The sequence below is a fragment of the Reyranella sp. genome (assembly GCF_965229815.1).
Classification (GTDB): Bacteria; Pseudomonadota; Alphaproteobacteria; order Reyranellales; family Reyranellaceae; genus Reyranella.
On record NZ_CBDDJN010000006.1, the window covers coordinates 546,413 to 560,177 of the forward strand.

General features: G+C 68.7%; 10 protein-coding genes. 6 read left to right on the top strand and 4 right to left on the bottom strand.

What is annotated here, in order from left to right; genetic code table 11:
* Window positions 1-17: 17 nt before the first annotated feature.
* Both bcp and ACO073_RS13930 read right to left on the bottom strand, forming a co-directional pair.
* Window positions 18-482 (bottom strand): thioredoxin-dependent thiol peroxidase, encoded by a 465-nt coding sequence (bcp, locus tag ACO073_RS13925; protein ID WP_421998078.1) that lies wholly within the window; start codon window positions 480-482, stop codon window positions 18-20.
* Window positions 479-3,436 (bottom strand): bifunctional [glutamine synthetase] adenylyltransferase/[glutamine synthetase]-adenylyl-L-tyrosine phosphorylase, encoded by a 2,958-nt coding sequence (locus ACO073_RS13930; RefSeq protein ID WP_421998080.1) that lies wholly within the window; start codon window positions 3,434-3,436, stop codon window positions 479-481. Before ACO073_RS13930 ends, bcp begins: the two co-directional genes overlap by 4 nt.
* Before the next feature lie 88 nt (window positions 3,437-3,524).
* Here ACO073_RS13930 and ACO073_RS13935 point away from each other — a divergent pair, with 88 nt between their 5' ends.
* Window positions 3,525-6,689 carry a DUF3971 domain-containing protein gene (locus ACO073_RS13935; protein ID WP_421998082.1) on the top strand — a complete coding sequence of 1,055 codons (3,165 nt, stop codon included), beginning with the start codon at window positions 3,525-3,527 and terminating at the stop codon, window positions 6,687-6,689.
* 18 nt (window positions 6,690-6,707) lie between these two features.
* Here the strand turns inward: ACO073_RS13935 and tyrS are convergent, their stop codons facing one another.
* Window positions 6,708-7,961: a tyrosine--tRNA ligase gene (gene tyrS / locus ACO073_RS13940; RefSeq protein WP_421998084.1), complete on the bottom strand. Its 1,254-nt coding sequence runs from the start codon at window positions 7,959-7,961 to the stop codon at window positions 6,708-6,710.
* 91 nt (window positions 7,962-8,052) lie between these two features.
* Here tyrS and ACO073_RS13945 point away from each other — a divergent pair, with 91 nt between their 5' ends.
* The gene (locus tag ACO073_RS13945; RefSeq protein WP_421998086.1) at window positions 8,053-9,135 is read left to right on the top strand and encodes an anhydro-N-acetylmuramic acid kinase; all 1,083 of its coding nucleotides are present in this window, start codon (window positions 8,053-8,055) and stop codon (window positions 9,133-9,135) included.
* 400 nt (window positions 9,136-9,535) lie between these two features.
* On the opposite strand, the gene ACO073_RS13950 is transcribed toward ACO073_RS13945, so the two are convergent.
* The gene (locus ACO073_RS13950) at window positions 9,536-10,210 is read right to left on the bottom strand and encodes an alpha/beta hydrolase (protein ID WP_421998088.1); all 675 of its coding nucleotides are present in this window, start codon (window positions 10,208-10,210) and stop codon (window positions 9,536-9,538) included.
* Between the two features lie 252 nt (window positions 10,211-10,462).
* On the opposite strand from ACO073_RS13950, the gene ACO073_RS13955 reads away from it, so the two are divergent.
* Genes ACO073_RS13955 through iscU form a run of 4 tightly spaced genes read left to right on the top strand, consistent with a single transcriptional unit; the run spans window position 10,463 to window position 13,759 of the window.
* The gene (locus ACO073_RS13955; protein ID WP_421998090.1) at window positions 10,463-10,948 is read left to right on the top strand and encodes an Rrf2 family transcriptional regulator; all 486 of its coding nucleotides are present in this window, start codon (window positions 10,463-10,465) and stop codon (window positions 10,946-10,948) included.
* 11 nt (window positions 10,949-10,959) lie between these two features.
* Window positions 10,960-12,075 (top strand): cysteine desulfurase family protein, encoded by a 1,116-nt coding sequence (locus tag ACO073_RS13960; RefSeq protein ID WP_421998092.1) that lies wholly within the window; start codon window positions 10,960-10,962, stop codon window positions 12,073-12,075.
* An 18-nt stretch (window positions 12,076-12,093) separates the two neighbouring features.
* Window positions 12,094-13,332, top strand: a complete 1,239-nt coding sequence (locus ACO073_RS13965; protein ID WP_421998093.1) for an IscS subfamily cysteine desulfurase — start codon at window positions 12,094-12,096, stop codon at window positions 13,330-13,332.
* Window positions 13,333-13,357: 25 nt separating this feature from the next.
* Complete coding sequence (gene iscU / locus ACO073_RS13970) at window positions 13,358-13,759, top strand: Fe-S cluster assembly scaffold IscU (protein ID WP_421998094.1); 402 nt, start codon at window positions 13,358-13,360, stop codon at window positions 13,757-13,759.
* Window positions 13,760-13,765: the final 6 nt, after the last annotated feature.

Sequence of the window (13,765 nt, forward strand, 5' to 3'; positions counted from 1 at the left end):
CGTTTCGTCTCCGTCCGCTACAGGGCCTTGAGCGCTTCCAGGACCTCGTCGACATGGCCCGGCACCTTCACCTTGTGCCAGACGCGGGCGACCGTGCCGGTCTTGTCGATCAGGAAGGTCGCGCGCTCGATGCCCATGTACTTGCGCCCGTAGAGGCTCTTCTCCACCCAGGTTCCATACTTCTCGCAGATCTTGCCGTCCTCGTCGGACACCAGCGGGAAGGTGAGCTCGTACTTCTTCTTGAACTTGTCGTGCTTCTCGACGCTGTCCTTGGAGATGCCGACGACCTGGGCCTTGAGCTTCCCGAAGGCGGGAAGGGAATCGCGGAAGCCGCAGGCCTCGGCGGTGCAGCCCGGCGTGTCGTCCTTCGGGTAGAAGTAGAGGACCACCGGCTTGCCCTTGAGGTCCGACAGTTTCAGCTTCTTGCCGCCATCGGTCCTGGCGGTGAAATCCGGAGCCTTCCGGCCCGCTTCGACGCTCATCTGTCGCTCCCCTGAAGCTCGCGTCGCGGCTTCCAGCCCGCCTCGCGCGCCGGTTCCTCGACAAGCCGCGCGTATATAGCACGCGCCGCGGCGGTTTCGGCATCGATCCGTAACCGCAGCTCCTCGAAGTCGGCGGCTCCCTCGGTGGCCGCCAGCAGGCGCCGCTGGCCCTCGGGCGCACGGCCGTCGTCGAAGGCGGCCTCGTCGCCGTCCAGGGTGAGGCGCAGCATGCTCTGCACGTCCGACAGGAGAGTGCGAACGGCGCGCAGCCGCTCGGCGTCGCCCTGCTCGATGACGCCGGCCGCCGCGGCGCGGCGCAGCATCTCGGCCGGATGCGGATCGAGCAGGTCCGGGCGCTGGGCGGCGTGGCGCAACGCCAGGTACTGGGCGACGAAGTCGATGTCGAACAGCCCGCCCGGCAGGTGCTTGAAATCCCAGCGGCTCTTGGCCGGCGCATGCTGGGCGATGCGGTCGCGCATGTCGGCCACGTCGCGAACCAGGGCGAGCGGATCGCGCGGCCGGCAGAGCGTGCTCCTGACGATGTCGGCCAGCCGCTCCACCAGGCCGGCCGGCCCGTGGATGACCCGAGCGCGCGTGAGGGCCATGTGCTCCCAGGTCCAGGCCGACTGGGCGTGATAGGTCTCGAACCCTTCGAGCGAGTTGGCCAGCGGGCCGGCACGACCGGAAGGGCGCAACCGCATGTCGACCTCGTAGAGCGGCCCCTCGTTGGTATGCGCGGTCAGCGCCGTGACGATCTTGGCGCTGAGGCGCGTGTAGTACTGGATCGGCGCCAGCGGCTGCTGGCCGTCCGACGCCTCCATGCCGGCCGGAATGTCGTAGACGAAGATGAGATCGAGGTCGGAGGTGGCCGACATCTCGCGGCTGCCGAGCTTGCCGAGGCCCAGGACCGCCAGCCGCTGGCCGCCGAACCCGCCATGGGCCTCGGCGAAGCGGCCCTCGATGCGCTCGCACAGGGCGGAAATCGTGGCGCCGGCGATATCGGCATAGGCTGTGCCGGCGCGGGCCGGCCGCACGATCGCCTTGAGCTGCTGGACGCCGACCTGGAAGCGGCGGTCGTTGGCCCACCGGCGGGCCGCGTCGAGAATGTCCTGCTCGTGGTCCACGCGGGCGAGCTGGGCCGCGAGGTCCCCCTGCATCTCGGGGGCGGGCGGCAGGGACCGGTAGAAGTCCGGCGACAGAACGGCGTCGAGCAGCAGGGTGCGGCGCGCGAGATGGGCGGCGAGGCCCGGCGCGCTGCCCATGATCGTCGCCACCAGCTCGAGCAGCGCCGGGTTGGCCTTGAACAGCGAGAAGAGCTGGATTCCCGCCGGGAGGTTGCCGAGGAAGAGGTCGAAGTTCAGCAGCGCCTGGTCGGGCGCGGCCGTCTCGCCCAGCGCCTTCAGCAGCCCCGGCATCAGCTCGGTCAGCAGCTCGCGCGCCCGCGCCGTCGCGGTGGCGCGGAACCGGCCGTGATGCCAGCGGCGGACGATGCCGGCGGCGGCCGACGGATCGCTGAAGCCGAGCGCGCGCAGGGTTGCCAGCGTGCCGGGATCGTCGTCGGTGCCGGTGAAGACGAGATTGCCGCCCGGGCCGGCGAGGCTCGGCGCCTCCTCGAACAGCCGCGCATAGTGGCCTTCGACGCAGCGCAGCCGCTCGAGCAGGTCGTCCTCGAAGGCGGCCCGGTCATCGTAGCCCAGGAAGGTCGCCAGAGCGGCGACGCCGGCCTCGTCGGCGGGCAGGCTGTGCGTCTGCCGGTCGTCGACCATCTGGAGCCGATGCTCGACCCGCCGGAGGAACCCGTAGGCCTCGATTAGTTCCTCCGCGGTGCCCGCCTCGACATGGCCGGCGGCGGCCAGCGCGCGCAGCGATTCGCAGGTGCCGCGCAGGCGCAGGGAAGGATCGCGGCCGCCGAAGATGAGCTGCTGGGTCTGGGCGAAGAACTCGATCTCGCGGATGCCGCCCCGTCCCAGCTTGACGTTGTGGCCCAGCACCTTGACCGTGGCGCCGCCGCGATGGGCGTTGATCTGCCGCTTGATCGAGTGGATGTCGTGGATGGCCGCAAAGTCCAGGTGCTTGCGCCAGATGTAGGGCGTGAGGTCGCGCAGGAAGGCTTCACCCACCGCCCGGTTCCCGGCTACCGGGCTCGCCTTGATCATCGCCGCCCGTTCCCAGTTCTGGCCCACGCTCTCGTAGTAGAGCTCGGCCGCCTGGACCGAGAGGGCCAGCGGCGTCGAGCCGGGGTCGGGTCGCAGGCGCAGGTCGGTGCGGAACACGTAGCCGTCGGCCGAGGTCTCCGACATGAGCTGGACCAGCATCCGCGCGGCCCGCACGAAATGTCGGGACAGCTGCTCGTTGTCGGCGAGGGCGGGGGCATCGCGGTCGTAGAGCAGGATGAGGTCGATGTCGCTCGAGTAGTTGAGCTCTCCGGCGCCGAGCTTGCCCATGCCGAGGACGGTGAAGGCGGCCGCCTCGGGGTCGTCGCCGATGGCGAGCTGGCCGTCGCGGGCGAGCTGCAGGAGGATCGCCTCGGTGAGGGCGGCGAGGCAGCCCGAGGCGAAGGCGCTGAGCTCGCCGGTGACGCGCTCCAGCGGCCAGACCCCGGCGATGTCGGCCACGGCGATCGCCAGCGCCGTCTGCCGCTTCAGCCGGCGCAGGCTGGTGGCGACGGCATCGGGCAGGGCGCCTGCGCGCGCGTCCCGGCGGACCCCGGCCAGCGCTTCGGCGAGGTCGGCCTGGACGGCGTCCGGGCCGCGACGCCACAGATCGGTCATAAAATTCGGGCTTTGTAAGGCAACCTCGGTGAGAAACGGGCTGTTGCCGAACAGGGCATCGAGCAAGGCCGTTTCCGTCGGGTCGCCGGACTTAGCCGCCGTCTCGTTCCAGCGCGTCCATGCCACGTCGCAGCGCGCCTTGTCGTGTGGCCGTGGCAGGCGGATGGTCGAGAGCCAAGACATGCGGCGAGAGCGTCAGTAAAGTTGTCGGGGTCCGGCGGCACGCTCGCCCAGGCGAGTCGCCAACGTCAAGAAGCGGAAGTACAGGTCCTTGGTCAAGCGAACGGTTCGGGTGATCTCGCGGGTCGTCGTCGTCCTCGTCCTCGCCGTGGTTGCGGTGGTCGTGGTGGCCGCCCTTCGCCTGATGGAAGGACCGGTCGACCTTGAGTTCCTGAAGGCGCGGATCCTGGCGGCCGCCGACGTGCCGGGGAACGACTACAGGCCAGATGCGGACCGCATAACGCTGGAATGGGGCGGCATCAGCCAGCCGATGCGCGTGGTCTTCACCGGCCTGCACTTCACGAATCCGCAGGGGCAGGTCGTTGCCGCCGCGCCCAGTGCCTCGCTCACCTTCGACGCCCGCAGCGTCTTCCAGGGCATGCTGCTGCCCACCTCGATCACCATCCAGCGGCCGACCATCGAAGCCGACCTGGCGCGCGAAGGCGGCATGCTGCAGCGGATCTTCACGCACTCCGACTCCGACACCGAGGGCAAGGCGGTCGCCATCCTGATGGAGCAGCTGCTGGCCGAGCCAAACTACAAGTCCCTGATCGGCCAGCTCGACGTCATCGAGATCCAGGATGCGAAGGTCACCCTGCGCGACCTCAAGAGCGGCATCACCTGGATGGCGCCGGCGGCCTGGGCCCAGCTCAAGCGCGATGAAGCCGGTGTCAGGATCAGGGCGCAGGCCCGCATCACCGGCGACGCCGGCAATTTCGTCGACGTCTCGCTGTCGGGGGTCTATGCGCGGGATCGCAGCCACATCAAGCTCGAGCTCGGGGTCGAGGGGTTCAAACCGTCGATGCTGGCCGACCTGTCGCCCGACGTGGCGCTGCTGCGCGGCTTCAATGTCGCGCTGTCCGGCCGGCTACGTATAGACGCCGACGGCGAGGGCGACGTTCGTCACGTCACGGTCGACGTCAGCGGACCCGACGGCACGGTGACCCTGCCGGGCGTCCTGCCGGCCAGCCATGCCGTGAAGGCCGTCAACTTCCAGGCAACGATGGATACCGCCAGCAACACCGCCAGGATCGAGCGGGCCGACTTCGAGTTCGGTGCGGCCAAGGTCAAGATCAGCGGCCTGGGCGAGCGGAAGCCGGAGGGCCAGACCTTCACCGGACGCGCCGAGGTCCGGCAAATCCCGGTCGACCATCTCGGCGACTACTGGCCGCTCGAGTTCGCGGCCGGCGGCCGGGACTGGGCGCTGGCCAATCTCAGCCTGGGCGAGATCGACGTCGCGGCCGATTTCGCCCTGAGTACCGCAGGAAACGACCTGGAGCAGACCAGGGTCGATCGCCTGGTCGGCATGATCGACTACCGGGGCCTGAAGGTCCACTACATGCCCCACATGCCCGAGCTCGAGGGCGTGTCCGGCACGGCGCGCTACGAGGGCGGGAGCCTGCACTTCGATGTCGCCACCGGCAGCGCGGTGGGGCTGACGGTCACCGGCGCCACCATCGATCTCAAGGATCTCAACGATCCGCCGCCGCAATACGCCAGCATCCGCATCCCGATCACGGGGGCGGCGCAGGATGTCGTCCGCTTCCTGGCCCGGCCCAAGCTCGGGTTGCCGAAGGAGGTCCTGTACGACTATCGCCGGCTGGGCGGCACCGTCGCGATCGACGTGTCCCTGCACTTTCCCCTGCTGAACGCGCTCGCCGTCGAGGACCTGGAGATCAAGGCCGACGCCACGCTGAGCCAGTTCTCGCTCAAGGGGGCGATCGGTGCCGTCGACCTCACGGACGCATCGGTGAAGATCAACTACGTCGAGTCGGAGCTCGCCGTCTCGGGGACGGGCAAGCTCGATGGCACGCCGGTCGAGATCGGCTGGCGCGAGATGTTCGGCGCCAAGGTGCCGTTCCGCCAGCGCTACGAGCTCAAGGGAACGCTGCCGGCGGCGCTGGTCGCGAAGGCGGGCTTTCCTCCGCTCGAACCCTACGTCACCGGCCCGATCGGCACCGCGATCTCCTACCAGGTGGCGACCAACGGCACCGGCGAGGTGGTCGGCCGCTTCGACCTCCGCGGGGCCCAGACCTCCCTCCCGCCGATCGACTGGTCCAAGCCAGCCGGCGCCGAGGGGACTGTCCAGGCGACGATGAAGCTCGCCGCCGGGGGCAAGCTCTCGACCGTGGACTTCGACGGCCGCGGCAGCGGGCTGACGGCCAAGGGCACGTTGCGTTTTGCCGGGGACAACGCCCTGCAGCAGGCCACCCTGCAGCAGTTTCGTCTCGGCCGGACCGACGTGGCCGGAAGCTGGACCCGCCAGCCGGGCGGCGTCGAGCTGTCGCTCCAGGGCGCGACGCTCGAGATGCCGCGCGTGCGCGCCCTCTTGAAGGAGCGGGACGCGATGGCGGCGCGCAATCCCGGGAGTGCGCCGGCGGCGGCGCAGGCCTTCACCCGCATGACGCTGAAGCTGCAGCAGGTCCTGACCGAGCGCGGCTCGGTGGGTTACGTCAACGGCCGGCTCGATCTTGCCGGCGACCGGATCAGCTTCGCCGACCTGTCGATCGGCGCCGGCAAGGGCTCGACGTTCCGCGTGTCGCCCGCCGGGCAGGGCCGCAAGCTCTTCTTCTACGTTGCCGATTTCGGCACCATGCTGCGCGAGGCCGGCTGGCTCGACGGCCTGGTCAACGGCTATCTGCACATCGAGGGCCAGTACGACGACGTGACGGCGGGCTCGCCGCTCGACGGCTTCCTCAAGCTCGGTCCCTACAGGCTGCAGAAGGTGGCGCCGCGCCCCAACATCGGCACCCTGAACTCGGCGATCGACGGGCTGAGCCGAGCCGGCAACGCGCTGCAGCAGTTCGACGGGCTCGACGCCAACATCTCCAGGCAGGGCGACCGGATCGCCATCAAGAACGGCCGGACGAGCGGACAGTCGATCGGCCTGACGGCGCAGGGCTACGTCGATCTCGGCAATGACACCGCGCGCCTGAACGGCGTCGTGGTGCCGGCCTTCGCGCTGAACAACCTCCTGTCGAACGTGCCGCTGCTCGGGCCGCTGCTGACCGGCGGAAAGGACGGCGGTGTCTTCGCCGTCTCCTACCAGTTGCATGGTCCGCTCGACGACCTGCAGACCGACGTCAACATGATGTCGGCGGTGACGCCGGGTGCTTTGCGCGAGATCTTCACCGGCGGAGGCGCGGCGTCCGGCCCCCCCGGCCCCTCCGGGCCGACCCAGCCGCCGACCACGCCGGAGTCGCAGCGCGCGCCTTAGCTTGGTCCGGCGACCTGCCTACGCCGCCTTCACCAGCACGTGGCGCTTGCGGCCGGCCGACAGCTTGAGCGTGCCCGACGTATCGAGGTCGCCATCGCCCACGACGGCCGTGTCGCTGGCGATCGGCCGGTCGTTGAGGCGGGCGCCGCCACCCTTGATCAGCTTGCGCGCCTCGTTGCGGCTCGCCGCCAGGCCGGCCTCGTGCAGGAGCTCGAAGGCCGGGATGCCGGCGGCCAGCCGCATGCGCGGAACGTTGACGGTCGGCAGCGAATCGGCACGGTCGCCTTCCTCGAATGTCCGACGGGCCGTCTCCGCCGCCTCGTCGGCCGCCTGCCTGCCATGGGCGAGGGCAGTGACCTCGGTTGCCAGGATCTTCTTGGCCTCGTTGATCTCCTGCCCGCTCAGAGCTTCCAGACGCGCGATCTCGTCCAGCGGCATCTCCGTGAACAGCTTGAGGAAGCGCCCGACATCGGCATCCTCGGTGTTGCGCCAGTACTGCCAGAAGTCATAGGGCGACACGCGCTCGGCGTTCAGCCAGACCGCGCCGGCCATCGACTTGCCCATCTTGGCGCCGGACGAGGTGGCGATCAGGGGGGTCGTCACCGCGAACAATTCGGCACTCTGGAGACGTCGCCCGAGGTCGACGCCCATGACGATGTTGCCCCACTGGTCCGATCCGCCCATCTGCATGATGCAGCCGTGGCGCTTGAACAGCTCCACGAAATCGTAGGACTGCAGGATCATGTAGTTGAACTCGAGGAAGCTGAATGGCTGGTCGCGTTCCAGCCTGAGCTTCACCGAATCCATGCTGAGCATCCGGTTGACCGAGAAATGCCGTCCGACCTCGCGCAGCATGGGGATGTAGAGCAGGGTGTCGAGCCAGTCGGCGTTGTTCACCATCATCGCGTCGGTCGGGCCGTCCCCGAACGTCAGGTACTTCGAGAAGACCTTTCGGATACCCGCCATGTTGACATCGATCTGATCGTCGGTGAGGAGCGGACGCGCCTCGTCGCGGAACGAAGGATCGCCGATCTTGGTCGTTCCGCCGCCCATCAGCGTGATCGGCTTGTGCCCCGTCTTCTGCCACCAGCGCAGCATCATGATCTGGAGGAGCGAGCCGACATGCAGCGAATCGGCCGTGCAGTCGAAGCCGATATAGGCCGTGCGCGATCCGCTCGCGAGCAGCTCGTCGAGCCGCGCCGCGTCGCTGCACTGATGCACCATGCCGCGCTCGTGCACGATCCGCATGAAATCCGACTTGAAGACCGTCATCGCCTAGCCTGTCGCGCCACCCGCGCCGTTTGTCCGTGAAGGGCCGGGGGTGTAACACGGGGCCGCCCGCCTCTCAACGGACCGCCGGCCCATGTCCTCACCCACCCTGCGTGCGCTCGGCCTGATGAGTGGCACCTCCGTCGACGGCGTCGACGTGGCCCTGATCGAGACCGACGGAGAGCGCGTGGCGGATTTCGGGCCCTTCCTCACCGTTGCCTATCCCGACGACGTCCGGCGGCGGATCCGGGCGGCGTTCGGCCGCGAGACCGCCGACGCCGTCACGGCCGATGCGGGGAGGGCGGTCACCGAGGCGCATGTCGAGGCCGTGCGGCAATGGTCGGCGGCCAACGGTGTCGACCTCGCGTCGCTCGATGTCGTGGGCTTCCACGGCCAGACCATCACCCATCGCCCCGAGCGCCGGTTCACCTGGCAGATCGGCGACGGCGCGGTCCTGGCCCGCACGATCGGCGTGAAGGTGGTGAGCGACCTGCGGTCGGCCGATGTCGCGGCGGGCGGGCAGGGCGCCCCGCTGGTGCCGGTCTATCATGCGGCGCTGGCCCACGACCTCGCCCGGCCGCTGGCGGTGGTGAATATCGGCGGCGTTGCCAATGTCACGTGGATCGGCGCCGACGGCACGCTGCTCGCCTTCGACACCGGACCCGGCAACGGGCCGCTCGACGACTGGTGCGCCCGCCGCGCCGGACAGCCCTTCGATCGCGACGGTGCGCTCGCGGCCGCCGGCAAGGTCGACCGGGCGCGCGTCGAGCGCTTCGGTGAGCACCGCTACTTCGGCCTGAAGCCGCCCAAGTCGCTCGACCGCGGCGACTTCAACGATTCCTGGGCCGACGGGCTCAGCGTCGCCGACGGTGCGGCGACGCTGACCCGCGGCACCGCGCGCGCGATCGCGCTCGGCGCAAGGCACTTTCCGGCGCCGGTGGCGCAATGGGTCGTCGCGGGTGGCGGCGCGCGCAATCCGACGCTGCTCGAGGACATCGCCGCGGAGACGCGGGGCCGCGTGCTGACGGCCGATGCCCTGGGATGGGATGGCGATGCGCTCGAGGCGCAGGCCTTCGCCTTCCTCGCCGTTCGCTCGCTGCGCGGCCTGCCGATCAGCTTTCCGGGAACGACCGGCGCGCCGCGTCCGCTGACCGGCGGCCGCCTCGACGAGCCTTGATCTCGGCGATCGGACCTGCCCGGCGGGCGCCTTCGTAGCCGATGAAAAAGAACTGCAGTTATGCTATGCTGCTCTAGCAGCATCCCCGTTCTATTCATCGTCGATCGGTCTTTTCAGCGCGCCCGTTCGCCAGGCTCCGGGACGCGCGCATCTTCGTTCGAACTGCGCCTCGGTCCGGCGATCCAAGGAACAGGTGATGTCGTCGTGTCGCTTTTCGAGCGACAGGGCATTCCCGCACCGACGTCGGAAAATGCAACGGCACCAATGGTTAAAGGGGCGTTCCGCGGAATCGTGGCGAACGCGATTCCGTTTTCGGATGACGCCCCGGAACGAGCCTCGAATCCTTGGGCTGCGAGAGGCCACGAAGAGATTGACTGTTTCCAGCCAATCTCATCATGCCTTAGGGCTCCTTGTTGCTCGTCGCGCGGCCGGGCGGATTGACCAGGCACTTAGCGACGTAGCGATCGACGTCGATCGCGAGCTTGTCGAGCGAATCGTGGAAGAAGTGGTTGGCGCCCTTGATGGTGCGCGATTCGACCGTGATGCCCTTCTGCAGCGACAGCCGCGCGACCAGCTTCTGGATGTCGGCCTGCGGCACGACCTCGTCGCGCTCGGCGCCGACGATCAGGCCGGACGACGGGCAGGGGGCGAGGAAGGCGAAGTCGTAGGAGTTGGCCGGCGGCGCCACCGAGACGAAGCAGTCGATCTCGGGCCGGCGCATCAGGAGCTGCATGCCGATCCAGGCGCCGAACGAGTAGCCCGCGATCCAGCAAGACTTGGCGTCCGCGTTCATGTTCTGCAGCCAGTCGAGCGCCGCGGCCGCGTCGCTCAGCTCGCCCAGCCCGTTGTCGAAGCGGCCCTGGCTGCGGCCCACGCCGCGCGTGTTGAAGCGCAGCACCGAGAAGCCCCGGTTGACGAACACGTGGAACAGCGAGAACACCACCTTGTGGTTCATCGTCCCGCCGTACTGGGGATGCGGATGGAGAATCAGCGCAATCGGCGCGTGTTCTTCCTTGCTCTGGTGATAGCGGCCTTCGAGGCGACCCTCCGGGCCGGTGAACATCACGTCAGGCATCTAGGCTCCGGATCTTTCCTTCATTATTGGCCAGCTTTCTGGGCCGCCGGCTAGCGGCTGGAGGACTGGTTTTCCTGGGGAATCTTGATACTTGACCAACCTGCTCGGGTTTACTAAACCTGAGCCAATTGGTTGGTTTTTCCCCAGATCCCTGTATGGGGGTTGGCAATATCGTAGTAACGCCTTGGTTTTCAAGACCTTTAGGCGGTGTGAACTGGAAGGGCCGGCATCTGCCGGCACGAGGAGGATGCTGTGAAGCTCAGCACCAAGGGTCGTTACGCCGTAATGGCGATGGTCGATCTGGCGCGGCATGCGCAGGCCAAGCCCGTTTCCCTGTCCGACATCGCGACGCGGCAGGAAATCTCTCTGTCCTATCTCGAGCAGCTTTTCGCCCGCCTGCGCCGGGCCGGCCTGGTCCGGAGCGTGCGCGGGCCTGGCGGCGGCTACCGGCTGGCCCGCGGCTCGGCCGAGACGCGGGTCTCCGAGATCATCCTGGCGGTCGACGAGCCGATCACCGCCACCCGCTGTACCGAGATGGGGGCCAGCGGCTGCCGGGCCGACCGCAGCAAGTGCCTCACCCACGACCTGTGGGAGGAGCTCGGCAACCAGATCCATGCCTTCCTGAGCTCGGTCACCCTGCTCGACGTGCTGGAGCGCCGCCTGGCGCCGCCCCTCAGCGAGGCGCCGAACGCGGCGAACCCGGCGACGTCCGACTCCTCCATGGCCGCGGCAAGCTGAGGCCGCCGGCGATGGCCGCCTTCGTCTACCTCGACCACAACGCCACCAGCCCGCTGCGGCCGGCGGCGTTCGACGCCATGGTCGAGGCGCTGAGGACGGGCGGCAATCCCTCGGCCGTGCATGCGGCCGGACGGCGCGCGCGCGGGCTGGTCGAGGCGGCGCGCCGCCAGGTGGCTGCCCTGGTCGGCGCCCTGCCGGCCGAGATCGTCTTCACCTCGGGCGGCACCGAGGCCAACAACATGGCGCTGGCCGGCGCCGGGCGCCGCCGCCTGCTGGTCTCCGCGATCGAGCATGAGAGCGTCCTGAAGGCAGCCCCCGAGGGCACGGTCGTGGCCGTCGACGGCGACGGCGTGGTCGACCTCGCGGCGCTCGAGCGGGCGCTTGCGGCTTCCGACGCGCCCACCCTGGTCTCGGTGATGTTCGCCAACAACGAGACGGGCGTCGTCCAGCCGATGGCCGAGATCGTCCGTCTGGCCCGCGCCGCGGGTGCGCTGGTCCATTGCGACGCCGTCCAGGCCGCGGGGAAGGTCGCCGTCGACCTGCACGGCATCGGCATCGATTATCTCAGCCTTGCTGCCCACAAGCTGGGCGGGCCGACCGGGGTCGGTGCCCTGGTCGTCCGGGCGGGCGCGCCGTTCACCGCCAGCCGCCTCGGCGGCGGACAGGAAGCGGGTCGCCGCGCCGGCACGGAAAACCTGTCGGGCATCGTGGGTTTCGGCGCGGCCGCGGAGGCGGCAGGAGCCGGGCTCGAAGTGACGCTGCGCGAGCACCTGGAGACGGCCCTGCGCGGTATCGCGCCGGCGGCGTGCATCCACGGTGCCGGCGTCCGGCGGCTGCCCAACACGACGTGCGTCTCGATGCCCGGCGTGACCGCGCAGACCCAGGTGATGGCACTCGACTTGGCCGGGATCGGCGTCAGCGCCGGCTCGGCCTGCTCCTCGGGCAAGGTCCACCGCTCGGCGGTGCTGGCCGCCATGGGGCTGGACGACGCGACGGCGGGCAGCGCCATCCGCGTCAGCTCGGGATGGAACTCGCAAGAGTCCGACATTGATCGCTTGATCGCGGCGTGGCGGGATCTATATATCCGAGTAGGAAAGTCGGATATGACGGAAGCCCGGGCAGCCTAGGAATTTCAAGGGGTTAGTATGACCATCCAGACCCAGATCCGGCGCAACGACCAGCCGATCTACCTCGACTACCAGGCCACGACGCCGATGGATCCGCGCGTCCTGGAAGCGATGATGCCGTACTTCACGCACCAGTTCGGCAATCCGCATTCGCGCAGCCACGCCTATGGCTGGGAGGCCGAGGAGGGGGTCGAGAAGGCGCGCGCGCAGGTCGCGAAGCTGATCGGGGCCGACGAGAAGGAAGTGATCTTCACCTCCGGCGCCACCGAGTCCAACAACCTCGCCATCCGCGGCGTCGCCGAGTTCTACAAGGACCGCAAGAACCACATCGTCACCACCGTGACCGAGCACAAGTGCGTGCTCGATACCTGCCGCCATCTCGAGCAGCAGGGCTTCGAGGTGACCTACCTGCCGGTGCAGAAGAACGGGCTGGTCGATCTCGACGCGCTGCGCGCGGCCATCACCGACAAGACGGTGGTCGTCTCGGTCATGGCGGTGAACAACGAGATCGGCGTCATCCAGCCGCTGGCCGAGATCGGCAAGATCTGCCGCGAGAAGAAGACCTTCTTCCACACCGACGCGGCCCAGGCGGTCGGCAAGATCGCGATCGACGTCGAGGCGATGAACATCGACCTGCTGAGCATCTCGGGCCACAAGATCTACGGTCCCAAGGGCATCGGCGCGCTCTACGTGCGGCGCAAGCCGCGGGTGCGGCTGGTGCCGCTGATCGTCGGTGGTGGTCAGGAGCGCGGCTTCCGCTCGGGCACGCTGCCGACGCCGCTCTGCGTCGGACTGGGCGCGGCGGCCGAGATCGCGATGAACGAGATGGAGGCCGAGGCCCAGCGCCTGGCCAAGCTGCAGGCACGGATGCTGAAGGGCCTGAAGGACAAGCTGCCGGAGATCTTCGTCAACGGCGACCTCGAGCACCGCATCCCGGGCAACCTCAACATCAGCTTCGCCTATGTCGAGGGCGAGTCGCTGATGATGGGCATCAAGAACCTCGCCGTGTCTTCGGGCTCGGCCTGCACCTCGGCGTCGCTGGAGCCGAGCTACGTGCTGCGGGCACTGGGCGTCGACGAGGAACTGGCGCACACCTCGCTGCGCATCGGGCTCGGCCGCTTCACGACCGAGCACGAGGTCGACACGGCGGTCGACGAACTGGTGCGCCACGTCAAGAAACTGCGCGAGATGAGCCCGCTCTGGGAAATGGCCCAGGAAGGCATCGACATCAAGTCCATCGAATGGGCGGCCCACTGAGCGGCCGGAAGAGTAGGAGAGAGCCATGGCTTACAGCGACAAGCTGATCGATCACTACGAGAACCCGCGCAACATCGGCTCGTTCGACAAGGGCGCCGAGGATGTCGGCACCGGCTTGGTCGGCGCGCCGGCCTGCGGCGACGTCATGAAGCTGCAGATCAAGGTCGGCGCCGACGGGCTGATCGAGGACGCCAAGTTCAAGACCTTCGGCTGCGGCTCGGCGATCGCGTCGAGTTCGCTCGTCACCGAATGGGTCAAGGGCAAGTCGATCGACGAGGCCGAGACCATCAAGAACACCGACATCGCCAAACACCTGGCGCTGCCGCCGGTGAAGATCCACTGCTCGGTGCTGGCCGAGGACGCCATCAAGGCGGCCATCGCCGACTACCGGGCCAAGGCCGCCAAGAAGTGCGAGGCCGCGGAGTAGTTGCCA